The 23863-nt window shown below is 62.1% G+C and carries 19 protein-coding genes; 10 read left to right on the top strand and 9 right to left on the bottom strand.

The window, feature by feature from the left end; genetic code table 11:
- Positions 1–19: 19 nt before the first annotated feature.
- From dapE to HMPREF2682_RS03890, 4 genes are all read left to right on the top strand, one after another.
- Positions 20–1198, top strand: a complete 1179-nt coding sequence (gene dapE / locus HMPREF2682_RS03905; RefSeq protein ID WP_049354221.1) for a succinyl-diaminopimelate desuccinylase — start codon at positions 20–22, stop codon at positions 1196–1198.
- A 104-nt stretch (positions 1199–1302) separates the two neighbouring features.
- Complete coding sequence (locus HMPREF2682_RS03900; RefSeq protein WP_070629889.1) at positions 1303–1683, top strand: taurine ABC transporter substrate-binding protein; 381 nt, start codon at positions 1303–1305, stop codon at positions 1681–1683.
- Positions 1684–1688: 5 nt separating this feature from the next.
- Positions 1689–3047, top strand: coding sequence for a hypothetical protein (locus HMPREF2682_RS03895; protein ID WP_070831627.1), 1359 nt, complete (start codon positions 1689–1691; stop codon positions 3045–3047).
- A 193-nt stretch (positions 3048–3240) separates the two neighbouring features.
- Positions 3241–3618, top strand: coding sequence for a twin-arginine translocase TatA/TatE family subunit (locus HMPREF2682_RS03890; RefSeq protein WP_005505243.1), 378 nt, complete (start codon positions 3241–3243; stop codon positions 3616–3618).
- Positions 3619–3737: 119 nt separating this feature from the next.
- On the opposite strand, the gene HMPREF2682_RS03885 is transcribed toward HMPREF2682_RS03890, so the two are convergent.
- Genes HMPREF2682_RS03885 through HMPREF2682_RS03875 form a run of 3 tightly spaced genes read right to left on the bottom strand, consistent with a single transcriptional unit; the run spans position 3738 to position 7168 of the window.
- Positions 3738–4940, bottom strand: a complete 1203-nt coding sequence (locus HMPREF2682_RS03885) for a P-loop NTPase (protein WP_070831624.1) — start codon at positions 4938–4940, stop codon at positions 3738–3740.
- Positions 4930–5847, bottom strand: coding sequence for a DUF1003 domain-containing protein (locus HMPREF2682_RS03880; RefSeq protein WP_070831619.1), 918 nt, complete (start codon positions 5845–5847; stop codon positions 4930–4932). Before HMPREF2682_RS03880 ends, HMPREF2682_RS03885 begins: the two co-directional genes overlap by 11 nt.
- Positions 5840–7168, bottom strand: coding sequence for a magnesium transporter MgtE N-terminal domain-containing protein (locus tag HMPREF2682_RS03875; protein WP_070831617.1), 1329 nt, complete (start codon positions 7166–7168; stop codon positions 5840–5842). The genes HMPREF2682_RS03880 and HMPREF2682_RS03875 overlap by 8 nt, the downstream gene beginning before the upstream one ends.
- 222 nt (positions 7169–7390) lie before the next feature.
- On the opposite strand from HMPREF2682_RS03875, the gene HMPREF2682_RS03870 reads away from it, so the two are divergent.
- The gene (locus HMPREF2682_RS03870; RefSeq protein ID WP_070831613.1) at positions 7391–8413 is read left to right on the top strand and encodes a hypothetical protein; all 1023 of its coding nucleotides are present in this window, start codon (positions 7391–7393) and stop codon (positions 8411–8413) included.
- 174 nt (positions 8414–8587) lie between these two features.
- Here HMPREF2682_RS03870 and HMPREF2682_RS03865 read toward each other — a convergent pair whose 3' ends face one another.
- Entirely contained in the window at positions 8588–10123 is a 1536-nt protein-coding gene (locus tag HMPREF2682_RS03865) for an aminopeptidase P family protein (protein ID WP_070831610.1), read from the bottom strand.
- 216 nt (positions 10124–10339) lie between these two features.
- Between HMPREF2682_RS03865 and HMPREF2682_RS03860 the strand changes: the two genes are divergently transcribed.
- Positions 10340–11308, top strand: a complete 969-nt coding sequence (locus tag HMPREF2682_RS03860) for a PHP domain-containing protein (RefSeq protein WP_083321756.1) — start codon at positions 10340–10342, stop codon at positions 11306–11308.
- A 586-nt stretch (positions 11309–11894) separates the two neighbouring features.
- Here the strand turns inward: HMPREF2682_RS03860 and HMPREF2682_RS03855 are convergent.
- The 5 genes from HMPREF2682_RS03855 to HMPREF2682_RS03835 all read right to left on the bottom strand — a co-directional run bounded on the left by HMPREF2682_RS03855 (position 11895) and on the right by HMPREF2682_RS03835 (position 18096).
- Positions 11895–12722: an S-layer homology domain-containing protein gene (locus HMPREF2682_RS03855; RefSeq protein WP_246827245.1), complete on the bottom strand. Its 828-nt coding sequence runs from the start codon at positions 12720–12722 to the stop codon at positions 11895–11897.
- Between the two features lie 206 nt (positions 12723–12928).
- Positions 12929–14194 (bottom strand): DNA-methyltransferase, encoded by a 1266-nt coding sequence (locus tag HMPREF2682_RS03850; RefSeq protein WP_070831604.1) that lies wholly within the window; start codon positions 14192–14194, stop codon positions 12929–12931.
- Positions 14195–14202: 8 nt separating this feature from the next.
- Positions 14203–15909 (bottom strand): DEAD/DEAH box helicase, encoded by a 1707-nt coding sequence (locus HMPREF2682_RS03845; protein WP_070831601.1) that lies wholly within the window; start codon positions 15907–15909, stop codon positions 14203–14205.
- Between the two features lie 496 nt (positions 15910–16405).
- Positions 16406–16633, bottom strand: a complete 228-nt coding sequence (locus HMPREF2682_RS03840) for a DUF3107 domain-containing protein (protein ID WP_005505268.1) — start codon at positions 16631–16633, stop codon at positions 16406–16408.
- Between the two features lie 200 nt (positions 16634–16833).
- On the bottom strand, positions 16834–18096 hold the full coding sequence (locus tag HMPREF2682_RS03835) for a glutamyl-tRNA reductase (RefSeq protein WP_070831598.1): 1263 nt from the start codon (positions 18094–18096) through the stop codon (positions 16834–16836).
- A 369-nt stretch (positions 18097–18465) separates the two neighbouring features.
- Between HMPREF2682_RS03835 and hemE the strand changes: the two genes are divergently transcribed.
- The 4 genes from hemE to HMPREF2682_RS03815 all read left to right on the top strand — a co-directional run bounded on the left by hemE (position 18466) and on the right by HMPREF2682_RS03815 (position 23717).
- Positions 18466–19647, top strand: coding sequence for a uroporphyrinogen decarboxylase (gene hemE / locus HMPREF2682_RS03830; RefSeq protein WP_070831595.1), 1182 nt, complete (start codon positions 18466–18468; stop codon positions 19645–19647).
- Between the two features lie 145 nt (positions 19648–19792).
- Positions 19793–21343 (top strand): protoporphyrinogen oxidase, encoded by a 1551-nt coding sequence (gene hemG, locus HMPREF2682_RS03825; RefSeq protein WP_070831593.1) that lies wholly within the window; start codon positions 19793–19795, stop codon positions 21341–21343.
- Positions 21344–21459: 116 nt separating this feature from the next.
- Entirely contained in the window at positions 21460–22281 is an 822-nt protein-coding gene (hemQ, locus tag HMPREF2682_RS03820; protein WP_049356470.1) for a hydrogen peroxide-dependent heme synthase, read from the top strand.
- The gene (locus HMPREF2682_RS03815) at positions 22278–23717 is read left to right on the top strand and encodes a ferrochelatase (protein ID WP_070831591.1); all 1440 of its coding nucleotides are present in this window, start codon (positions 22278–22280) and stop codon (positions 23715–23717) included. Before hemQ ends, HMPREF2682_RS03815 begins: the two co-directional genes overlap by 4 nt.
- The last annotated feature ends 146 nt before the right edge of the window (positions 23718–23863 follow it).

Below are 23863 nucleotides of genomic sequence, written 5' to 3'. Positions count from 1 at the left end.
GAACCTGTAAGGTGGAAGGATGAGCGTTTCCCCGAATATTTCTGAGCGTCACCCTGTACCGCAGCCGCCCCTGAACTTGGACGTGTCCATGCCCGAGCTGACGCGTGCCCTGCTGGATTACGAGTCGGTTTCCGGCAATGAGCAGCCAATTGCTGACGCCGTGCACATGGCGCTGTCGTTCTGCCCGCACCTGCACCTGACCCGTGACGGGGACGCCATTATCGCCCGCACCGAGTTCCCGCCGCTACCCGGCGTTGAGGGGGAACGCACCCGCATTATTCTTGCCGGTCACCTGGACACCGTGCCCCTGCCCACCGTTGAGGGCTCGCTGGGTACCGTGCCGTCCACGGTGCGTGAAGAAGAGGACGGGTACGTGCTCTACGGCCGCGGCGCCACCGACATGAAGGGCGGCGTGGCGGTTCAGCTGAAGCTTGCCGCCGAACTGACCGCGCAGGACACCGACTACAACCTGACCTACATCTTCTACGACAACGAAGAGGTCGCCAGCGAACTCTCCGGCCTGGCGCGTCTAATCCGCAACCACGGCGAGCTCATCACTGACGCAGACTTCGGTGTGCTGCTTGAACCGACCAACGGCACCATTGAGGGCGGCTGCAACGGCACCATGCGTTTCTTCGTGCGCACCCGCGGCCTTGCCGCCCACTCGGGACGTGCATGGCGCGGCGAGAACGCAATTCACGCACTGGCACCGGCGTTGGCGGCGCTCGCCTCCTACGAACCGAAGACTATCGCGGTGGAGGGCCTGGACTATCGTGAGGGCCTGAACGCGGTGCAGATTTCTGGCGGCGTTGCCGGTAACGTGATTCCTGACGCGGCGGCAATGCACGTGAACTACCGGTTCGCCCCGGACAAGACACTGGATGAGGCGGTCGCCCACGTGCGTGAGGTCTTCGCCGGTTATGAGCTGGACTTTGTGGATCTTTCCCCGGCGGCACGCCCCGGCCTGGACACCCCGCTGGCGGCTTCCCTGATTGAGGCGGTGGGGCAGGAGCCTCAGCCGAAGTACGGGTGGACGGACGTGGCGCGCCTGAGCGAGATCGGTATTCCCGCGGTGAACTTCGGCCCCGGTGACGCCCTGCTGGCTCACACCGATAACGAGCACGTGAGCTTTAGCCAGCTGACCCGCTGCCACGCGGATTTGCGTGCCTGGCTGCTCAGCGACCGTGACGAGGACTAGTCGCGGCGCTAACTCTGTTGGTGCTGATTCTGCCGGTGCTGGCGCTACTATTTGAATTTAGGTGACCGTCAGGGGTTGACGGTCCTGCATGATATGAGATTGACATGAACTTTCTTCTGATTCTGCTTGCCCTGCTGATTTCGGGCATTGCGGTGCTCTCCGTTGTGGCGCTCGGTGGTGAGCGTGCCGTGCCTGGTGCCGCGTTCTTCAGCGGTGTGGGCCGTGACGGTCTGGGCACCTTTGACCGTGTGGAGGATTTCGGCTTTATCGCTCCTCTCGTCGGTGCACCCGAAGAGGACAAGACACACGAGAACGCACCCGCCGCTGAGTCTGCTGCTTCGACCGCAGAATCTGCTGATGCTAACGCGGTTGCCGCTGAGCCGGTTCGCCGCGGTGCGGTTCCCCTGTCTGATGATGCGGAGAGCACCTTGAGCGCGCATGACTTTGTGGAGAAGCGGAAGAGCCCGCAGGCTGAGGGGAACTAACGCCCGTGAGTGTTTCGCCTGAACGTAATAGTGCTTCCCCCGCGTATTCTCCCGCGCAGGGTGCCGCCACCCCCGCCTCCGGCGAGGAACGGAGCGAGTCTTTTGATGAGCTTCTGACCTGGGCGTACACCGCCGCCGGTGAGCGCCTGCACCGGGTGGGGGAGCGTCTGTGTGCCCTGCCCGCGTGGCTGTCGGTACTGCTGATTTACGGTCTGTCCCGCGTGTGGGGTTTCATCGTGTTTGCCGTGGTCGGCCAGCAGCAGCTGCGCAGCCCGTGGGGTCAGCACCTGGACTACCTGTCGTTCATTAGCATCTGGGATGCCGGCTGGTATGAGCAGATTGCGGTACAGGGTTACCCGAGTGAGCTGCCGGTGAATGCGGCGGGTGTGGTTCAGCAGAATCAGTGGGCTTTTTACCCGATTTTCCCGCAGCTTTCCGGTGCTATTAGCCATGCGACGGGCATCGGGTACTACCCGGTGGCGGCGACGGTTGCTCTGCTTGCTGGTTTTGCGGCGGCGTGGGTGATTTACCTGCTGTTTGAGGCGTCGTTGAAGGCGACAGGTTTCACAAGTGAGGAGTCGCCTTCTGCCCTGTCTATGTGGGCTGTGGCATTGGTGTCGTTCTTGCCGGTGGCGCCGGTGCTTCAGGTGCCGTATGCGGAGTCGCTGAACCTGGTGTTCATTGCCGGTGCGCTGTTGTGCCTGGTGCAGGGACGCTACGGTCTGCTGGTTCCTGTGGCGGCGTTGGCATGCCTGTCCCGCCCGGTGGGTGTGCCCCTGGGTGCGGCTGCTGGCTTGTGGTGGTTTGCGTGCTGGGTGCGTTCGAGCCGCCAGTCCGGTATTGGCGCGGCGTTTGTGCGCCATCTGGGGCAGCTGGTGAGCGCCTTGGTGGTGTGTGCGTGTGCGCTGGTGTGGCCTGCGATTGCGTGGTGGGCTACGGGCCGTGTGGATGCGTACACCGCCACGGAGACGGCGTGGCGCGGTACCCATTTGGCGCCGATTCAGCCGTGGCTTTCGCAAGGGTACCTGTACTTTGGGTATGCGGCTCCGGTGCTGCTGGCCCTGCTGATTTTGGGCTTTATTGCCCTGTGTTTGAGCCCTCTGGCGCGTAGGGTTTTGGCGGCTCCGCTGAACCTGTGGTGCCTGAGCTATTTTGCGTATTTGATTCTGTTTTTGAATCCGCAGTCGTCGACGTTCCGCCTGTTGTTGCCGTTGTTTCCGCTGGTGATTGTGGCGGCGGCGGCGAGCCGTTCGCGGGCGTATCGTTGGGCGTTGCTGGTGGCGGGTGCGTGTGCGCAGTGGGGCTGGGTTGGCTGGCTGTGGCATTGGAAGCAGCTACCCGGCGGTGGAGATTATCCGCCGTAAACCGCTGAATCTATTCAACGGATGTTTGAGACCGCCGGTGCGCTGCCGGCGGTCTTTTGCGTTCTTAGCCGTGGGCGCAATGCCCCTCCGTAGCGCGGTAGCGTACGCCTTCTGCTTGTCCAGAGCTTAAAGACACGTCCAGAAAGCGCCGCGGGTTCGGCGGTGCTGGCTCGGAACTGATAATCTATATTCTGTGTTTGGTATTAGTGGCACCGAGTTGATTATTTTGGCCATCATCACGTTTGTGGTGATTGGCCCCGAACGCATGCCCGAATACGCCCGACAGATCCGTGAATTCGTCAAGACAGTGCGCCGCATGGCGTTCGACGCGAAGGATGACTTCAAGGAAGCCCTGGGCGAGACGGGTCTGGAAGATATTAACTGGCGCCAGTACGACCCCCGCCAGTACGATCCGCGCGTGATTGTGAAGCAGGCGTTCGCTGAGGATGACGCCGAGCGTGAGCGTGAGGCGAAGGAACGTGAAGAGGCATTGCTGAAGGAGAAGGAAAAGTCGGAGAGCCGTGCTCTTCCGCGAGGCGCATACGCCCCCTTCGACGTGGACGCCACCTAAGATTTTGAAATGAAAGAACCCCGCACCGTGATGGTGCGGGGTTCTTTCTGTATCAGCTTTTGGCCGTCAGCTTCTAGACGCTTGGGCCTAGACGGCTACATCTCTAGACGGCTAGATCTCTAAACGAAGAGCGGCAGGCTCTGACCCGCCCGCGACTCGCCCGACTGCAACAGCTGTGAGGCGATGGACTGAATCTCTTCGGCGGTGGGGGAGCTCGGGTGGCCCCAGACGACGGGCATGCCCTCGTCGCCGCCGGTACGCAGGTTCACATCCAGCGGGACGGAACCGAGCAGCGGTACCGGGTAGGAGAGCGCCTCCGAAAGACGCTCAGCGAGCACCTGACCGCCGCCAGAACCGAACATGTCGAGCACGGTACCGTCCGGCAGGGTCATGGCAGCCATGTTCTCCACCACGCCCACGACCTTCTGACCGGTCTGCAAGCTCAGGGTGCCGGCACGTTCCGCCACATCCACCGCGGCGTGCTGCGGGGTGGAAATGAGCACCAGCTCCGCATTCGGCAACAGCTGAGCCATGGAGATGGCAATATCGCCGGTGCCGGGCGGCAAATCGAGCAGCAGCACGTCCAGGGCGCCGAAGTGAACGTCCATGATGAACTGCTCCAGGGCACGGTGCAACATGGGGCCGCGCCACGCCACCGGCTCGTTGCCCTTGAGGAACATGCCGATAGAAATCACGCGAATAAAGCCGCCGCTGACCTTCTGCTCACCCCAACGCTGGGCGGGGGTGGGAACGTCCACGGTCGGCGGAAGAATCAGGTCATCCAGGCGGGTCGGGGCGTCGGTAATACCCAGCAGACCCGGAATGGAGAAGCCGTGCACATCCGCGTCAATAATGCCCACCGCAAGCCCGCGCGAAGCGAACGCGGCGGCAAGATTCGCGGTCATGGAGGACTTACCCACGCCACCCTTACCGGACACCACACCGAACACGCGGGTCAGCGAACCGGGCGCGGTAAACGGGTTGGAACGCTCCGGCTTGAGCATCGAACGCAGGGCAGAACGCTGCTGCGGGTTCATCGCACCCACCTGCAGCTGCACACGCTCAATACCCTCAACGGTGGCGGCGGCGTCACGAACCTGCTGCTCGATGGTGTTCTTCAGCGGGCAACCCTCAATGGTGAGTAGCACCGTGACCTCAGCCCAGTGGCGGCAGGGAATCGGCTCACCGCGCTCATCCAGTTCAGGATGCACGAGCGCAGTCTCCACCATGCCCAGCTCCGTAATGGGGCGGCGCAGTTCAGGATCCTCGACGCGGGCGAGTGCCGCGTAGAGCGCATCCTGCAGGGGCGAATTAGCGGTCACGGGCGCCTCCCTCACGGGTGCGCTCTGCCTGCTGCTGTGCCTGCTGGGATTCGCGGCTCTGAGGCTGGCTCAAATCGCCTCGGTGGGAATCCTGTGGGGAGTCCTTCGCAGAGCGTTCAGCCTTGTCAGAAGACTTCTCGGTACCGTTCTCGGTGCCCTCAGAGCTCTTGCCCTCAGCGCCCTGCTCCTCAGCGTCCTTTTCCTCGCCCTCGGAGATATCGATATCGTCGATAGCCTCCTCCAGGTCCTCAATGTCCTCACTGATGTCTTGCAACTGCTCGGCGTGACGCTCCTGCTCCTGCGCAATGTTCTGCAGTTCCTCAAGAATGTCACGCAGCTCGCTACGGACGAAGTCACGGGTCGCGACCTCACGCAGAGCAATACGCAGCGAAGCAATCTCGCGGGTCAGGTACTGGGTCTCCTCCAGGTTCTGCTGGTCACGCTTACGGTCCTCGGATGCCACCACGCGGTCGCGGTCATCCTGACGGTTCTGCGCCAACAGTAGCAGGGGAGCAGCGTAAGAAGCCTGCAGGGACAGCATCAGGGTCAGCAGGGTGAAGTTCAGGCTACGCGGGTCAAACTGCATCTCCTCCGGTGCCAGGGAGTTCCAGGCAAGCCACACACCACAGAAAATGGTCATCCACATCAAAAACTGCGGGGTACCCATGTAGCGTGCGAAACCCTCGGTCATGCGGCCGAAAGCGTCCGGGTTGGGGCTTGCGAACAGCTTCGGCTTGCGGGTGCCGGGGGTGCTCAGCTGAGAGTCGCTACGCTGCGGGCGGGAGTCGCCGCGCTCGCGGTTGCGTTCAGCGTACTTCTTCTCCAGGCGGTCCTTGAGGATGCGCGCCTTATCGATGCGGGGGTTCTCTTCGGTACGGTTTGCGTCGCGGCGGTTCGATTCAGGCAAAGCGTCGTCCTACCTTTCGTACGGGAGTTCCATCATCGTAAGTGCGCCAGTCTTCGGGCAGGAGCGCATCGAGCACGTCGTCGATGGTCACTGCGCCTACTAGGCGGTGCGATTCGTTCACAATGGGAACGATGGTCAGGTCATAGGTCGCCAGCACGCGTGCCAGCTCTTCCAAACTTGCCTGGTCAGAGACAGGCTCAGTATCGGTATCGAGGATGTGACCAATCGGCTCGCTCGGCGGCACACGCAGCAGTTTCTGCATGTGCACCAGGCCCAGGTACTTGCCGGTCGGCGTTTCCAGGGGCGGGCGGGTCACCATGACGGCAGCCGCCATCGCCGGAGGGATCTCCTCGGCGCGGATGTGCGCGAGCGCCTCCGCGACGGTCGCCTCGGGGGAGAGAATAATCGGCACCGGGTTCATGAGCGAACCGGCGGTACCCTCGTCGTATTCGAGCAGTCGACGCACGTCGTCTGCTTCGTCGGGTTCCATGAGCTCGAGCAGCTTTTCACGCTGGGTGTCGTCCAGTTCGATGAGCAGGTCGGCGGCGTCGTCCGGTTCCATCTCTTCGAGGACCTGCGCGGCGCGCTCGTCGTCCAGGTGCGACAGAATCTGCACCTGGTCCTCGGCGGGCAGCTCCTGCAGAACGTCCGCGAGGCGTTCATCCTGCAGTTCGGCTGCGATTTCGACCATGCGCTTATCGCTCATCTCGTGGATAGCATCCGCAAGGTCGGCGGGCTTGGAGTTCTCGTGGTTCGCCACGAACGCGGTTGCCGCCTGCGGTTCCACGTCGGTGGAGAGCACCGCCTCGTCCCAGTCGACGATGAGGGTCTCCTTGGAGCGGCGGCGCCACGTGCTGGAGGCGGAGCTGACGCGGGAAACGAACAGCTCGGTCACGCCCCAGTCGCCGTTGCGGCGCTGCTCAATGGCGACGTCCTCAATGACGGCGTCGCCGCTGCCGTCGAGCAGGCGCACGCGGCGGTCAAAGAGCTCACCCACGATGAGAGTCTCAGAGTTGCGCTGTTCGAAGCGGCGCAGGTTCACCAGGCCGGTTGAAATGATCTGTGAAGCGTCGATACTTCGCACACGGGTCATGGGCATGAATACGCGTTTCTTGCCGAGCACCTCAACGATGATGCCGACAACAATAGGTTCGGTGCCCTTGGCGGGGCGGGCGCCCGCAATGGACGCGCCAAGGCCGCGTTTGAGCACGACGACGTCTCGGAGACGGCCGAGGCGGTCACCGAAGGGGTCAAAAACGTCGAGGCCCAAAAGGCGGGCAATGTAAATCTTGCTGGGGGTGCTGAACTTCGAATTGCTCACCTCTCTAGGGTACGCTCCACCGCGGGGATTCGCACTTTGAGAAGCCGAATTGAACAGGTGTTCTTACGCCCGGTTGATGCTGCGTGTACGTGCCCTCTACATTCTTTCTACGCTGGGCTTAATGCGGGGCTTGGTAGTGGGCTTGATGCGGAGCTCTACGCCGGGGGAGAGCACTGACCGGCTCACCCCTCCCGGTTTTTGCCGGGCGGTAGAATAGGAGCCATGACTTCTAACCTGCCGAATATTCCCTCGACCCCGCCTTCTTCGTACTTGGCGTCGCGCCTGGCGCAGGCTCAGGGCAAGCCCCTACCCGCCGGTGAGGCAATCGCTTCCTTCGTTCGTCACGATGATGCGCTCGCCGCCTTTGACGTGCTCAGTGAACAGGATTATCCGGTCACGGCACTGTACCTGGTCAATGACGGTATCCGTCAGGTGGAGTACCCGGTGCAGCCCGGTTACGGTCGTGCCCTGATTTCTGCGGCGATTCAGGGTGCGGTGATTGGCCTGGTGTTTTCGGTGCTGATGACCCTTGCCGGTGACTCTTTTATCTCTGAGGCACTCAAGTACGTGCCGCTGTCGGTTGCCGTGTTTGTGCTCTGGCAGATGTACGTTCTGCGCCGCTCTCACGGAGGCCGCTACCCGATGCGTACCGAGGCGATTCCCTCGCGTACCGTGATGTACGCTCTGCCGGAGTACGCTCAGGATGCGCGCCGCGTGCTGGGTGCGCACCCTCGCTTCTCGGCGGCGGTTGCGGCTGCACGTGCGGCGGCAGCCCCGGAAGCTTCGCAGGCTCGTGCGGCTCAGAGCACCGTCTCGATGAACGGCGCCCCGGTTCCGACCGGCGCCCCGAAGGCACCCTCGTACCGTGCACAGGCGGGTAGCCAGCCGGCACCGAACCAGAACCTGCCCGAGCGAGATACTTCCGCGCAGGATGCGGTGGCTCAGAGCGCGGCGCAGAACATGCCCGCTCCCACCCAGCCTACGCAGACCGTTCAGCCCGCTCAGACTTCTCAGCCTGCTAGCCAGGAGCCGGTAAACACTGACCAGGCAAACAGCGCGCAGGCAACCGAACAGAACACCACTGCCCAGAAGCCGAATCCGCAGAAGCGCCCGGCTCAGCGTTTCGGTCTGCGTGTGGACGACCCGGAAGAATACGCGAAGCTGATTCAGCCCAAGCCGCAGCGCCCCACCCCGCGCCCGCAGGGCCTGCACGATAAGAACCAGCCCGCCAAGGACTCCGAATAGCCCTGACACAAATAACCCTAAGCCGCAACGGCGATAGCCGCCCATAACGGCGGAAAACAGGCAGAGAAGCAACCTAGAAGACATGCGAAAGCCCCTCACCGAATCACTCGGTGAGGGGCTTTCGTTACGCATTGTCGTCAGACCGTACTAGCCGGTACAGCCTGGCGGGAATGGTTACGCCTCCTTGGAGAGCTTAGCCATCCACTCCTCAATCTCCTCGACGGTGCGGGGCAGTGCTGCGGAGAGGTTCACGTTGCCGTCCTCGGTGCAGAGCACGTCGTCCTCCAGACGGATGCCGATGCCGCGGTACTCCTCGGGAACGGAGAGGTCCTCGTCCTTGAAGTACAGTGCCGGCTCGATGGTGAAGACCATGCCCGGCTCCAGCTCAGCCCACATGTACAGCTCAGCCTTAGCCTGTGCGCAGTCGTGCACGTCCAGGCCCAGGTGGTGGCTGGTGCCGTGCGGCATCCAGCGGCGGTGCTGACCGCCCTCAACGGTGAGCGAAACATCTGCGGAAACCGGCAGCAGGCCCCACTCCTCCAGGCGGTGTGCCAGAACGTTCATGGCGGCCTCGTGGATCTCGTAGAACTTGGTGCCCGGCTTAGCCACGGCGAACGCGGCGTCAGCGGCATCCAGCACGGCGTTGTAGACCTTCGCCTGAACCTCGGTGAACTTGCCGTTCACGGGGAAGGTACGGGTCACGTCAGCGGTGTACAGGGTGTCGTCCTCAACACCGGCGTCCAGCAGCAGCAGCTTGCCCTCGTCGACGGTGCCGTTGTTACGAATCCAGTGCAGGATGGTTGCGTTGTTACCGCAGGCTGCGATGGTGTCGTAACCCAGGTCGTTACCGTCGGTACGCGCCACGGAGAAGAACGCAGTCTCAACGACGCGCTCGCCGCGGTGGTGCGCCACAGCCTTGGGCAGGGCACGAACAACCTCTTCGAAGCCCTTGACGGTCAGGTCAACGGAACGCTGCAGGTTCTCAACCTCAATCTCGTCCTTAATCAGGCGAGCCTCAGACAGCTCCACAGCCAGTTCGGAATCCAGCTTGTCAGCCTGCTCCAGCTCCACGCCGGTGTTGTAGCGGGAGGTATCAACGAGAGCGTCAACAGCCGGGTCAACGTTGCGGACCAGGCGGATGTTCACGCCGCCCAGGCCCTGGTTACCGGCGTTCTTGGTGATAGCCACCTCAAGCTCGGACAGGTCGCGGGTACGCAGACCGAAACGCTCGGAGAACTCCTTCAGGGTGGGGCGGGGGCCAACCCAGAACTCACCGTAGCGTGCATCCGCGTAGAACTCTGCGGTGTCGCGGCCAGCCAGCGGGCGGAAGTACAGGGTGACTTCGTGGTTGGAACCGTTGTCGCCGGTACCCTCTTCCACGGGCTCAAAAATCAGCACGGCGTCCGGCTCGTGGTCGATGCCCAGGCCGGTCTGGTGCGCAAACGCCGAGTGCGGGCGGAAGCGGTAGTCGCAGTCGTTCGAGCGGACCTTCAGCGGGCCCGCGGGCAGGACGAGGCGCTCGCCGGGGAAAGCCTTGGAAATCTTGGCGCGGCGCTCGGCTGCGAAGTCGGCTACGCGCTCGCGGGTGTAGCCGCCGTCCTCAGCCTGTGCCCAGTTCTGGGCGATGAATTCGGTGAACGCAGACGCTTTGGGGGTGCTGCGGTGGTCGTTCTTCTGAGCTTCGGTGCTCTTCTCATTGTTCTCAGTCATGCCTTAATCATATCGCCTTCGCCACATGTGGGCAGGTGTTTTAGCGCTTTTGACCATAAGAGAGGGGGCGGTGGGTCAGAATATATCTTTGACCTGCGACCGGGTGCCCGATATTGTGCCGCCGATATTGGTAGGGTTGAATCAGAAGAGTAGATGACATACCTTAAAACCCCGCTGAGGTGGCGACGAACTAGCAGGGGCGGGGAAGGAGAGAATATGACGCACACAGAACACCGGAATAGTGCACCTCATGCGAAGCAGGCACCGCAGCCCGCTGAATTGGGCGCGCCTGAAAACCTGAACCCTGCCGGTCGCTACGACTTGCATATTCACTCCGCTATTTCTGACGGAACGCAGAGCCTGACTGAGCTGGTGCCGCTGATTGCTCGCGCCGGGTTGGCGGGTTTCGCGCTGACTGATCACGATACGACGGCCGGGTGGGCGCAGGCGGCTCAGCTGGCGGATGAGTACGGTCTGGATTTTCTGCCGGGTGCCGAGTTCTCTTGCCGCTACCGTTACACCGACGGTGAGGGTCGCTCACGCACGAAGACCATTCACCTGCTCGCTTATGGTTTTGACCCGGTGGGTTCGGAGCTGGCGCACCGTGTGGAGGCGATTCGTGCCAGCCGTGCGGGCCGCGCGCAGGCTATTGTGCAGCGTCTTGCCGCCGACTACCCGCTGACCTGGGATGACGTGTTGGCGCAGGTGGGGGAGGGGAACACGGCGGTGGGCCGCCCCCATATTGCTGACGCGCTGGTTGCTGCTGGCGTGGTGACTGACCGTTCTGAGGCTTTCGCGAAGCTGCTGTACACGGGCAGCCCCTACTATGTGCCGCAGGATGCGCTGGACCCGCTGGAGGCGGTGCGTCTGGTGCGTGAGGCTGGGGGCGTGCCGGTGATTGCGCATCCGATGAGTACGATGCGTGGCCCTGCGTTGAGCCTGGAGTATCTGGGTTTGATGGTGGAGGCTGGCCTGGCGGGTGTGGAGGTGTACCACCGCGAGAACTCCGCGGAGGACCGGGCGCGTCTGCTGGAGTTTATTGAGCGTCAGCGTGCGGCGGGCCGTGAGGTGCTGGTGACGGGTTCGAGCGATTATCACGGCGCGGGTAAGCCAAACCTGCTGGGTGAGAATACGACGGATGCGGTGACGGTGGCGCGTATCCGCGAGCAGCTGGCGGCCCAGTAGTAAGACCCAGTAGTAAGACGAAAGAGTGCGGGGCGGATTCCCGGTCAAGGAACCCGCCCCACACTCTTTTATTTTGTTCTAAAGTGCCGTATAGCTATGTGGGTTGTATCGGTGAATCCTCCAGCTGGCATGACGCAGTCTCAGATAAAGCACATAACCACGAGGCAGCGAACTGGTATATCAGTTCGTGGGCTAGTGACTGCACTTTCACGGGAGTACGTTCTGATAATCCCTACGAAGATAGTGACAATCCAGAGGATAAATTTTCACTTGATACGGCTCTCGCAGCACGATGGGGGTTCTATATTGAAGGAGGAGCCGGACGCCTTAACATCATCGGGGCAAATGCTTTCGACGCCTGTCATCAATCTAGTAAGCAACGTACTAGTGACCAGATAAAATTGCTGACAAATAACTGGATCCTACGCGTTGATAAACCGCTATATAAGTATGCCAGAATTGAAGTTAATCACTACTCATATAATCTTGGAATTAAAGAGGAAGAAACTCCTGAGAAGAAGCTCTCTATAACCGTATAAGAGCGAAAAATAGTTGTGCCCCGCATTTATTATGCGGGGCACTATGATTACTTGTCGAATGCTCCCAGAGAGTCAGCGACTCGCAAAGCTGAAAAAGCTAAATCGTATTCTGCGAAGGTGAACCAACTATTTTTCCCTGATTGTGCATTGAAATTCATTCCGAATCGAACATTATAATATTCGTTGATGTATCCTTCTTTCTCTAAAGAAATCTTTTGGGTAATCCACAAATAAGCCTTATGCAGCTCTGAACCGTAAGGCATATTGGGCCATTCTTTATCCCAGGGGTCGCTCCATGCTTCCCTGTGGTATTCAGGGACATTCACGTCCGGCTTACCGGCCAAGCGGTACAGCATGAGTACAATCGTGGAATCGCCAGCGGGGGTATCGTAATGGAAATTCCCATCACTCCAACCCCAGGTAATGCCCCGCTGACGAGCCCACATCACCACAGGAAAACGCGGATCATCAGTCTTAATATCACCATAAGGAGACTGAGCCGGAAGATTCTTCACCTCAGGAGAACCCGACAGGCGATACAAATACTCCACAAACTGGCCACGAGAGATAACACTATCTTTCTTGACCATTTGGTGCTTCTGATACTCAGAAATCAGACCAACGCACTGCGCCCAATTAAAGATAACGCGACGCCCCAATTCACCATCGTTCCGATAGTACTCATATTCTGCACGGTCGTTACAGGTCACTGCCGGTTCATTCGGGTGCACAATGGGGGTCACCTGGCGAGGTTTCAGAACACCAAGAGAATATGCTGGCACGCTGCCGCACACCATGGCGCCTGCCAAGAGCACAGTGCCACCGGCCTGGATAGCCCGCTTCGTGGGGTGGGCGAATAATTGTCGAAGCATCATAGCTCCTTCAAAATAAGAGGGGAGGCACAATCTTTGTGCACCCTCATGAGTAGAACGTTCTCAGCGTATCAAAAATCCTAACCTTCAGGTAGAGATTTAGAGAATATGCAATGAGGTGAAAACAAAAGAGTGTGGGGCGGGTTCCTTATTGGGAATCCGCCCCACACTCTTAACACGTGCTCTCACGAATACGTGGAAAAGACCGCCTAGACGCTCTCACGCGACGCATGATGCTGCAACACCGCACCCGCAGCAACCGCATCCCGCTGAGCCCGCGCCGCACGAGCCTTAGCCCGCGCCTGATGCTGACGCTGACGACGCAACTCATCACGCCCATCAATACGCATCTTCTTATCCACCGCATCCATTGACCGGTGACGCACAAACCGGCACGACGCACCCTCAACCGGCTGCGTAGTCTCCGTGAGCGTATCCAACACAGCCTTCAGCGCATGACGACTCGCCGCCGTCAACGCATCACGACTCGTACCGCCACGAACACCCACCGTACGCTTCGGCGTGAACAGCACACTCGCCCCACGCGGAACACCACGATACTCAGCGAACGACACCGGATCCACACTCAGGCGCTTAGCCATCACCTCAATAGCCGGCGGATTCTGATCCACACACACGAACTTACGACCCAGCTGAGCCGCCGCCGCACCCGTAGAACCAGAACCAGCAAAGAAATCCAACACCCAATCACCCGGGCGGGAACTCGCCGCAATCATACGGCGCAACAAACCCGTAGGCTTCTGCGTGGGATAACCCGTCTTCTCCTTACCCGTAGGCGACACAATAGTATGCCACCACACATCCGTAGGGAGCTTACCGCGAGAAGCCTTCTCCTCAGTCACCAAACCGGGAGCCATATACGGTTCACGATCAACCTCCGCAGTATTGAAGTAATAGCTGCGGTGATCCTTCGCGTACACCAAAATATTGTCGTGCTTCGTCGGCCAGCGGCGCGTAGACTTCGCACCGTAGTCATAAGCCCAAATCAGCTCATTAATGAAGTTCTCACGACCAAAAATCATGTCGCACATAATCTTCACATAATGAACCTCACGCCAATCCAGGTGCAGGTACAGGGTGCCGTCCTGCGCGAGCAGACGATGCGCCTGCTCAATACGCGGCGCTAGGAACGCCCAATAATCCTCGAACGAGTCGTTATAGCTCGCCAGAGTCTGCAGGGTGCTCGAATAGCTCTTGCCTTTAAAACCGGTGCGGTCACCCTTCTCAGAAGCCTCCGCGCTCAACGTGCGGCGCGTCTGCTTCTTACCCGTATTGAATGGCGGGTCAATGTAAATCACGGTGAACGCACCATCGGGCAGCTCACGCAGATACTCCAGGTTATCTGCCTGCACCAGCAGCGACGGGCCCTGCGGATCGAAAACACTCGAATCCGTGCGGTTCGCCTCAGCGGCAGGGGAGGGCGCGGCGGGCGCCGGGGATGCTGAAATACCCAACCCCGGCCCTAGCCTTCAGAACCAGCACGGTCAGCGCCACGGCCCTTACCGCGAGAACCCTCAGCACGGGAGCCTTCAGAGCGGCGGCGAGCACGGCGGCGGCCCTCACCCTCCACGGGCTGACCCTCAACACGGCGGGTACGGCGACGCTGACGAGGCGCACGCTCAGAACGCTCCGAAGAACGTTCGGATGCGCCCTGCTCGTTACGCTCCGCACGCTCAGAAGAACGCTCAGCGCGCTTGCGGCCCTCGGAGCGGCTACGGCGCTCGCCGCGGCCCTCACCGGAACGACCCTCACGGCCACCGTCACGGCCGCCGCGGGAACGGCGCGAACCCTTCTCACCGTCACGACCGCCAGAACGGCCACCATCGCGGCCACCGCGAGAACGAGCCGGACGGCCATCACGAGAGTCACGGGCGCTCTCAAAGAACTCGTCGCCCATACCCTCAGCCACACGCTCCTCGCGCGGCAGGCGGCCCTTAGTGCCAGCCGGAATGTTCAGGTCATGGAACAGGTGCTCAGAGGAAGAGTACGTCTCAACCGGCTCAGGAACACCCAGCTCCAGGGCGTCGTTAATGACCTTCCAGCGCGGCAGGTCATCCCAGTCAACCAGGGTCACAGCGGTACCCTCATTGCCGGCACGACCGGTACGGCCGGTACGGTGCAGGTAAGTCTTCTCATCCTCGGGCACGCGGTGGTTAATCACGTGGGTCACGTCTTCAACGTCAATACCGCGAGCCGCCACGTCGGTCGCAACCAGAATGTCGACCTTGCCGGTGCGGAACGCCTTCAGCGCCTGCTCACGCGCAACCTGGTTCAGGTCACCGTGCAGGGGAGCGGCAGCGAAGCCACGGTTCACCAGCTCCTCCGCCACGCGGGCAGCGTCACGCTTGGTCTTGGTGAAGATGACGGTGCGGCCGCGGCCGGTAGCGCGCAGAATGCGGCCAATCATCTCGTCCTTGTCCAGGTGGTGAGCACGGTAGACAACCTGACGGATCGACGCCTTAGTCTTCGAGGCGTCCTCGGGGTCAGCGGCGCTAATGCGCATGGGCTTGGTCATGTACTGGCGTGCCATCGCAATGACCGGGCCGGGCATGGTTGCGGAGAACAGCATGCTCTGGCGGTCCTCCGGCAGGTAGCTGAGAATCTTCTCAACCGACGGCTGGAAACCCAAATCCAGCATCTCGTCAGCCTCATCGAGGACCACGATCTTAACCTGCTTCAGGTTCAGGAAGCCCTGCTGGTACAGGTCGATAATGCGGCCGGGGGTGCCCACCGCAACCTCCAGGCCGCGGCGCAGCAGCTCAGCCTGAGGCTCAATCGGCACACCACCGTACAGGGTTGCGACGCGGGCGTTGCGCAGCTTCGCAGCAATCGCCAGGTCCTCGCCCACCTGAATAGCAAGCTCACGGGTCGGAACCAGAATCAGCGCCTGAGGTGCGCCGGGGTACTCCAAATCAGCCCAACCCTCATCGTCGCGGCCGACCACACGCTGAATGGTGGGCAGACCGAAGCCGAGGGTCTTACCGGTACCGGTCTTCGCCTGACCAATGATGTCCTGGCCAGACAGAGCCACGGGAAGAGTCAGCTCCTGGATGGGGAAGGGGGAGGTAATGCCAACCGCCGCGAGGGCGTCACTAATATCCTGGCGAACGCCGAAGTCGGCGAAGGACTTTGCAGTCTGAGTGGTTTCCTGCGTGTTCGTTTCAGTCACTGGACCGTATCTTTCTACCCCTGTTCGGGGTGTGTTTCTCCCCGAGACGGGGTGTGCCAGCCAGCGCCCCAACGGTGGAGGCGGTGACGGGCGGGCGTCGAAAGCCGGCCGCGGGAAATTCTTACACGGGAAATTCTTGCCGAGACGCCGCCTGCACACATGCTCAATGCTCATGGTTGATTCATGATGAGGTGCAGCCTCGGGGTCTTGAAAAAGGTACGACCGGTCATTCACTTAACCCCTCAATATTAACCTGGATTTGCTTCCGGCGCACCCCCGACCGGTTGTGGTGTGCACCCGTGATGGGCGATATACCGCCCCAAAACCGGGTGCCGCGAGGTTTTTGTGTAGGCGGTTTAAAGCGCAAAACCCCGCATTCGGCACGGCGTAACCACGTGGCGCATAAAGCGCACGCACACAGCGCATAAAGCGCGGTTACGCATCGTGACGGATGCGGGGAAAGCTCAAGCTAAAGGGTAAACAGCTACCGAACTAATTAGGCGCCGATACCGAAGCCAACGTGACGCTTAGCGTCGGAACCCAGCTCAACGTAGCCAATCTGAGCGCCAGAAATCAGGGTGGTGTTGCCCTTATCATCCATAATCTGCAGCAGCGAGCCGTCCTCAATAGCCTTCGAGACCTTCTCCATGAGGATTTCCTTAGCCTCACTGGTCTCAACAACGATTTCACGAGCAATGTGGCGAATGCCAATCTTGATTTCCATGAGTCTCCTCGCAGAATAGTCCGGCACAGCCAAACGTGCGCCGGGTATGGGAACTGTCTTATCTAGCATCTACTCTAGCGTGAATACGCCCATCGGCACCGTGAACGGGCGGTACTTCGCCGGGGGCTAATAAAATACTCGCCGCGTCACGCGTGAAAATGCGCGTGAAAAACGCCGGGAAGAGCGAGGGAGAGGTGCTCTTAAGAGTCCTCCACCTGAATACCGTAGAGAGTCTCCAGCGCCTGCACGTAATCCTCTGCGCGGCCCTCCGACGCCAGCTTCTTGGCGCGCACTGTCGGGGTGTGCAGCAGGGACTTCACCATGCGGCGCATCGCCAGCTCAAACTGCTCCGTCGCCGCACCGCAACCAAACTGGTTACGTACCTTCTCCAGCTCGGAATCCAGCACATCCATAGTGTGCGAGCGCAGCGCAACAATCGCGGAGTCAATCGTGCGGGAACGCTGACGAGACACAAACGCCGCCAGCTCAGACTCCACGATGCGCGTAGCCGTCGCCACGGACTCCTCGGTCTCCTCGGGTGCGGCAAGGCGCACCGATTCGAGGGTAATCAGCTCAACGTTCGGCAGGTCGGCGACCGAGGGGTCAAAGTCACGCGAAAGGGCCAGGTCAAGAATCGTGTGGTGGCCGGCCGGAATCTGCTCGGGAAGCAGCGGATCGGAGCCGCCGGAGCAACCAATAATGACGTCAGCCTCAGCCATCGCCTGCTCCATGCCGTCCACCGGCACCGCAGAAACCTCGCGCTTCGCCGCGAACTCGGCGGCACGTCCCGAACGGGAATTTACCCAAATATCGGTGCAACCGCGCTCACGCAGAGCCGCAATGGTCGCGCCCGCATAAGCACCCGTACCGAAAATCAGGGCGCGGCGGGTCGACCAATCCTTCTCGGCGACCTCATCCGCAAGATCCAGGGCAACAGACACAATCGAGCGGCCCTGAGCGCCAAGCGCCGTGTGCTGACCCACCTGACGAGCCGTATGCGCCGCATGCTCGAACAGCTGCACCAGCTCACCCGGAAGAGTCACACCCTCCTCTTGGGCTTTCGCCTGCGCGGCAGCCAGGGCGCGGCGTACCTGACCGGCGATTTCGCGCTCGCCAACCACTGCAGACTCCAGGCCGGAGGCGACCGTCAGCAGGTGGCGTGCCGCCTCCTCGTCTGCGTACACGTCGAAACTGGTATTGACCAGTTCCTTGTCCAGGCCGGAGGTTTGCGCAATCGAATCAACAATCAGCTCACGAACCATGTGCACATGCGCAGAGACGTGCAGCTGAACATACATTTCAAGACGGTTACAGGTGGCAAGAACTACTGCACCCTTAACACCGAGCTGACGCGCTACATCCGCCGCCAGAACATCGGGTACGCCGGAGGCACCGGCGCTCAACGCAGCGACGGTGGTCAAATCAACGGTGTGGTGCGATGCCACAAATGCATAAGTACTCACTAGAGGTTAATCATAACCACGCCGACTAAGCCCCTGTAAAGCTCATAGAACCTAAGTTCACAGCTCCACGCGGCTTAGTGGGTGCCACATAGCGGACAGGAGGTGGGGGAATCTGCGGGGGTGCGGGTGCGGTATTTCAAAAGCGGGGGAGGGGAGAATATCTCGGAATGTGATGCGGCGTATTCGGGGCTTCATCTGCGTATTCTTCGCGTCAACAAGGGGTCTAATAGGGCATATGCAGGGTGTCAGCAGAGTTCTAGCAGGTGCGAACTAAGGTGTCCCTCACCACTAAGAAAGTCACCATTAGGTAAAAGTCACCATGACAAAGTGTCGCAAAAACGCCCACATAAACCTGTCACACTAGACACTATGAGCGAAAACCAGCACACCACTCCCGCGTCGGCAGAAGGCGCCGCACAGGCACCCGCCCTGCCCGCACATCCCACCGACGCCCAGCGACCCCTGCTCACCGCCGAGCAGCTCGCACACCTACCCGCCAACCATCCCCTGCGCGCAGGCACCGCCGCCAACTCGCCCATGCTCCGCGCCCTCACCGGCCGCCCCTCCAGCCACCGACCCGTCTGGTTCATGCGCCAGGCAGGCCGCTCCCTGCCCGAATACCGCCAGGTACGTGAAGGCATCCCCATGCTGGACGCATGCCTCACCCCCGAGCTCGCCGCAGAAATCACCGTGCAGCCCGTCCGCCGCCACAAGGTTGACGCCGGCATCTTCTTCTCCGACATCGTCATCCCCATGAAGCTCGCGGGCGTCAACGTTGACATCGTGCCCGGTAAGGGCCCGGTCCTCGACCAGCCTTTACGCACCCTCGATGAGGTGCGCGCCCTGCCCGAACTCAAAGACAGCGACCTCGACCCCATCCGCGAAGCCGTCGCCGCCACCGTAGAAATGCTCGGCGACACCCCGCTCATCGGCTTCGCCGGAGCCCCCTTCACTGTCGCCGCCTACATGGTCGAAGGCGGCCCCTCCCGCGACCACCTGCGCCCGCGCACCATGATGCACGCCGACCCCGCCGCCTGGCACGAACTTGCCGAATGGGCAGCCCGCACCGCAGGCCAGTTCCTCCGCGCGCAGATCGAGGCTGGCGCATCCGCCGTGCAGCTCTTTGACTCCTGGGCAGGATCCCTCGGCGAAAGCGACTACCGCCGCTACGTGCAGGCGCACTCCGCAACCGCTCTCGATATGGTGCGCGAATACGGCGTGCCGCGCATCCACTTCGGCACCGGCACCACCGCCCTGCTGCCCGCCATGCACGAAGCCGACGCAGACGTCATCGGCGTGGACTACCGCCTGCCGCTGTCCGCAGCGAACACCCTGCTCAACGGCGCCGTACCCCTGCAGGGCAACATCGACCCGGCACTGCTCGCCGCAGGCAGCGAAAACCTCTACGCACACGTAGACGAGGTCCTCGCAGAAGGCAACGCCGCCCCCTCGCACGTGGTCAACCTCGGCCACGGCGTACCCCCGACCACCGACCCGCAGGTGCTCACCGACCTCGTGGCATATATCCACGAACGCACCGCGCAGGCATAGGATAAATAACGATAAATAGACGGCGCAGATGCCGGACACCCTCCGGCATCTGCACCGAACATCTGCACCCCGAACCAACCACCACACCCGTTACCCCCCCAAAAAAAGGGCAACTCCACCGCAGACAGACCGAAGGAGAACCACCATGGGCCACACCAACCAGGCACCGCACCGCACCGCACAGGTCAGTTCCTCCGCCGCGCCCCAGAACGCACGAGCTTTCACCCGCAACGAGAAGGCACCCACCGCCATTGTCATCGGCGGCGGCCCCTCCGGCCTAATCTCCGCACGCCGCCTCGCCGCAGCCGGTATGCGCGTCACCCTGCTCGAACAGCGTCACCACCTTGGCGGTGCCGTTGGTGCCCACGAAGTTGGCGGCCTTCTGCTGGACTCCGGCGCAGAATCCTTCGCAACCCGCAGCCCCATTGTCAGCGACCTCGTCAAGGAACTCGGCCTGGGCGACCAGATCGTCACCCCCAACTCCTACGGCTCCTGGCTGTACCTGCCGCAGGGCGCCCGTCGCACCCCCAGCACCGGCATCATGGGCATCCCCGGCAATGTGAACGATAAGTCGCTGATCCCCGTCATCGGTAAGAACGGTCTGCGCCGCGCCCAGGTGGACAAGTTCCTGCCCGTCTCCGCAGGCGAGAACGCGAAGACCCTCGGTGAGCTCGTGCGCATCCGCATGGGCCAGAAAGTGCTCGACAACCTCGTCGCACCCGTAGTCTCCGGCGTGTACTCCACCCACCCCGATAAGCTCGACGTCGATGCGACCATCCCCGGTCTGCGCGAAGCCTTCCGCAAGCACCGCTCCCTCTCCGCCGCAGCGCACGCTTTCCGTTCGGCAGCCCCCGCAGGCTCACAGGTCGCCGGTATCGTGGGCGGCATGAATCAGCTGTCCGAACGTCTCGTCGAAGACCTGTACGCCTCCGGTGTTCGCATCGTCACCGGATTCGACGTCATCGCCGTTGACCGCGACGAATCCACCGGCCAGTGGTTCATCATCCAGCGCCACACCACCGACGGCGAAAACACCCCCCTCTACGCCGACTACCTGGTGCTCGCCACCGACGGCCCGACCGTGGCACGACTCATCGGACCGCACGTCTCCACCGCACTACCCGCCCTGGAACCCGGCCCCGAAGTCGCCCTCGTCACCCTCGTCGTTGATGCCCCCGCCCTGGACAAGCACCCCCGCGGTACCGGCCTGCTCGTCTCCGAAGAAGCCACCGCCGTACGCGCCAAGGCACTCACCCACGCCACCGCCAAATGGCAGTGGGTCGCCGAGGCCGCAGGCCCCGGACGCCACGTGGTACGCCTCTCCTACGGCCGAGGCGGCGAAGACTCCCGCTTCTCAGAAGTGGCACTCGCCGACGAGCAGCTCATCACCCTCGCCCTGCGCGACGCAAGCCGCATGATGGACGTAGCCCTCACCCACAGCAACCTCGTTGACGCGGACGTCGTACGCTGGCGCGGTGTACTACCCGCCTCCACCCCCGGCCACCGCGACCGAGTCAAGGAATTCCGCGAACGCGCCAGCGAACTCGGAACCCTCAGCACCGTCGGCTCCTGGGCGGCAGGCTCCGGCCTGGTCTTAACCGTCAAAGACACCTACGAACAGATGGACCGCCTCATCTACCACGCGGCACAGGACTGGGAAGGCGTCACCTCCCCGCAGGTCGCAACCGCCAAATAGACGGCACCGCAACCTCCCAAATCAGCCAACAACTAAGCCAAAAATTTGAGAAAACGCGCGGCTACGGAAGCCGCGCCTCCAGCACAGCGAACCCTCGCTGAAGAAAGGAACACACAATGTCTCACGATCACGCAGCACACGGCCACGGCGGCGCACACGGCGCAGGTCAGGGCGGCTACACCCACGCAGGCCACGGCTACGGCGGCGCACCCAAGGGCTACGCAGTCCAGCACTCCGCAGCTGACGAGAACCGCCGCGGCCGCGAAGAGGGCGAAACCCTGCACTACGCCCTGTACACCGTGTTCGCACGCTCCGGCGCACGCCCCGCAGAGTCCAACACCGACGAGGCACGCGCCGAGTTCGAGAAGGTCGCAGAACAGCTCGCAGCAGACGGCGTGACCCTGCGCGGCATCTACGACGTCTCCGCAATGCGCGACAACGCAGACGTCATGATCTGGACCCACGGCGCAACCCCCGAAAAGCTGCAGGCAGCAGTCCGCAAGATCCGCCGCACCGCACTCTTCGCAGGCACCACCATCGTCTGGTCCACCATGGGCGTACACCGCGAAGCTGAATTCACCCGCAACCACGCACCCGCCTACGCACGCGGCAAGGCACCCGAAGCATGGGTCTGCGTCTACCCCTTCGTACGCTCCTACGACTGGTACTACATGAACCCCGAACGCCGCGCAGAAATGCTCAAGAACCACGGCATGAAGGCAATCGACTTCCCGCAGATTCTGGCAAACACTGTCGCAACCTTCGGCATGAACGACTACGAATGGGTCCTCGCCCTCGAAGCACCCGAACTCGTTGACCTCGTCGACATGATGCGCCACTTCCGCAACACCGAAGCACGCCTGCACGTGCGCGAGGAAACCCCCTTCTACACCGGCCGCCGCATCGGCGCAGACGAAGTAGCAGAGGTTCTGGCGTGAGCCATCAGCCGAATGACGGCGTAACCCTCAACGGCACGCTCCTGCCGGACGACGTGGTACCCAACCGCACCGACCCGGCGAACACCGCCTCCAACGGCCCCGCCGCGCTCAACGAGCAGACCCTCGGCGACTACCGAAGCGAACGCAGCATCACCCGTGAACGTGCCGAAGAGGCACGCCCCTACGACCTGGTGATTCTCTCCTCCTTCGGCGGCCCCGAGGGGCAGGAGGACGTCATCCCGTTCCTGCGCAACGTGACCGCTGGCCGCGGCATTCCGGATGAGCGCCTCGAAGAGGTCGCCACCCACTACCGTGCCAACGGCGGCGTCTCGCCGATTAACGAGCAGAACCGTGCCCTGCTCGCCGCGCTGCAGCAGGCGCTCGCCGAACGCGGCCCGCACATCCCGATCACCTGGGCGAACCGCAACTGGAAGCCCTACGTGAAGGACGTGCTTGCCGAAGCCTACGAGAACGGCCACCGCAACGTGCTCGTGCTGGCGACCAGCGCCTACCCCGGCTACTCGAGCTGCCGCCAGTACCGCGAGGACTACGGCATCGCGATTGAGCAGCTCGGCCTGGAAGGTCGCGTGCATGTGGGTAAGATTCGTCAGTTCTTTGACGTGCCCGGTTTCTCCCGCGCTTTTGCTGACGGACTGAAGGACGGTCTGGCAACGGTGCGTGAGCAGCTTGCCGCACGCGATAGCGGTTCGCTGAACCCGCGCCTGCGCATCATGTTCTGCACCCACTCGGTACCCACCTCCGCAGCGAACGAGGCTGGCCCGCGCGGCGTGAACTATGAGGGCGGCTCCGCCTACGTGGAGAAGCACCTGCAGGTCGCCCGCGCCGTGCTTTCGCTGGTTCGCGATGAGGCTCCGCAGCTTCTGCAGAACGTCGAATGGGAGCTGGTGTACCAGTCCCGTTCAGGCCCGCCGTCCATGCCCTGGTTGGAACCGGACGTCAACGACGCCCTGGAGGCGCTGCCTACCCCCGCCAACCCCGGAGAGGACGGCGAAGCCCCCGTGGAAGGCGTCGTGCTGGTGCCCCTCGGATTCGTCTCCGACCACATGGAAGTCAAGTGGGACCTGGACACCGAGGCGCTGGACACCTGCGAGCGCCTGGGCGTGGTCGCGGTACGCACCCCGACCCCCGGTACGCATCCGGCGTACGTGGAGTCGCTGCGCCGCCTCATTGAGGAGCGCGTGGAGAACGGTGTTCCCGCCGATCTGCGCCCCGAACGTGAGAGCGTTCTCGCTCCGAGCGCGAGCGGCCAGTACGGCTGGTTCGACGAGTGCGAACCCGACTGCTGCAAGCCCGGCCGAGGTGCCCCGAAGCCGGTCATCGCCGAGTACGCAGCCGGTGCTGATACCGCCGAGTCTGAGGAAGCTCCCGCCAGCCGCTCCGGTGGATGCGGCTCCGGCGGATGCTGCTCCCACTAACACCACCCCCTGTAGCTCCGGCTCGCCTCAACACCCCCTGACCGGGGTGTGCGGGCGGGTCGGAGCGCACGTGCCTACGGGCTGCCCCCAGAATTTAGACAAACACACAGCGTCGCAAACACACAGCCTCTGGGGAAACGCACACG

Source organism: Rothia sp. HMSC061D12 (genome assembly GCF_001836735.1).
Classification (GTDB): domain Bacteria; phylum Actinomycetota; class Actinomycetes; order Actinomycetales; family Micrococcaceae; genus Rothia.
Note: the sequence above shows the minus strand (reverse complement) of the source record. Positions and strands in the feature narration are given on the sequence as shown.

Excerpts from the sequence above, each read along its gene's own strand:
- dapE (WP_049354221.1), top strand. The coding sequence starts at position 20 with ATGAGCGTTTCCCCGAATATTTCTGAGCGTCACCCTGTACCGCAGCCG.
- HMPREF2682_RS03900 (WP_070629889.1), top strand. The coding sequence starts at position 1,303 with ATGAACTTTCTTCTGATTCTGCTTGCCCTGCTGATTTCGGGCATTGCG.
- HMPREF2682_RS03870 (WP_070831613.1), top strand. The coding sequence starts at position 7,391 with ATGACTTCTAACCTGCCGAATATTCCCTCGACCCCGCCTTCTTCGTAC.
- HMPREF2682_RS03865 (WP_070831610.1), bottom strand. The coding sequence starts at position 10,123 with ATGACTGAGAACAATGAGAAGAGCACCGAAGCTCAGAAGAACGACCAC.
- HMPREF2682_RS03860 (WP_083321756.1), top strand. The coding sequence starts at position 10,340 with ATGACGCACACAGAACACCGGAATAGTGCACCTCATGCGAAGCAGGCA.
- HMPREF2682_RS03855 (WP_246827245.1), bottom strand. The coding sequence starts at position 12,722 with ATGATGCTTCGACAATTATTCGCCCACCCCACGAAGCGGGCTATCCAG.
- HMPREF2682_RS03840 (WP_005505268.1), bottom strand. The coding sequence starts at position 16,633 with ATGGAAATCAAGATTGGCATTCGCCACATTGCTCGTGAAATCGTTGTT.
- hemE (WP_070831595.1), top strand. The coding sequence starts at position 18,466 with ATGAGCGAAAACCAGCACACCACTCCCGCGTCGGCAGAAGGCGCCGCA.
- hemG (WP_070831593.1), top strand. The coding sequence starts at position 19,793 with ATGGGCCACACCAACCAGGCACCGCACCGCACCGCACAGGTCAGTTCC.
- hemQ (WP_049356470.1), top strand. The coding sequence starts at position 21,460 with ATGTCTCACGATCACGCAGCACACGGCCACGGCGGCGCACACGGCGCA.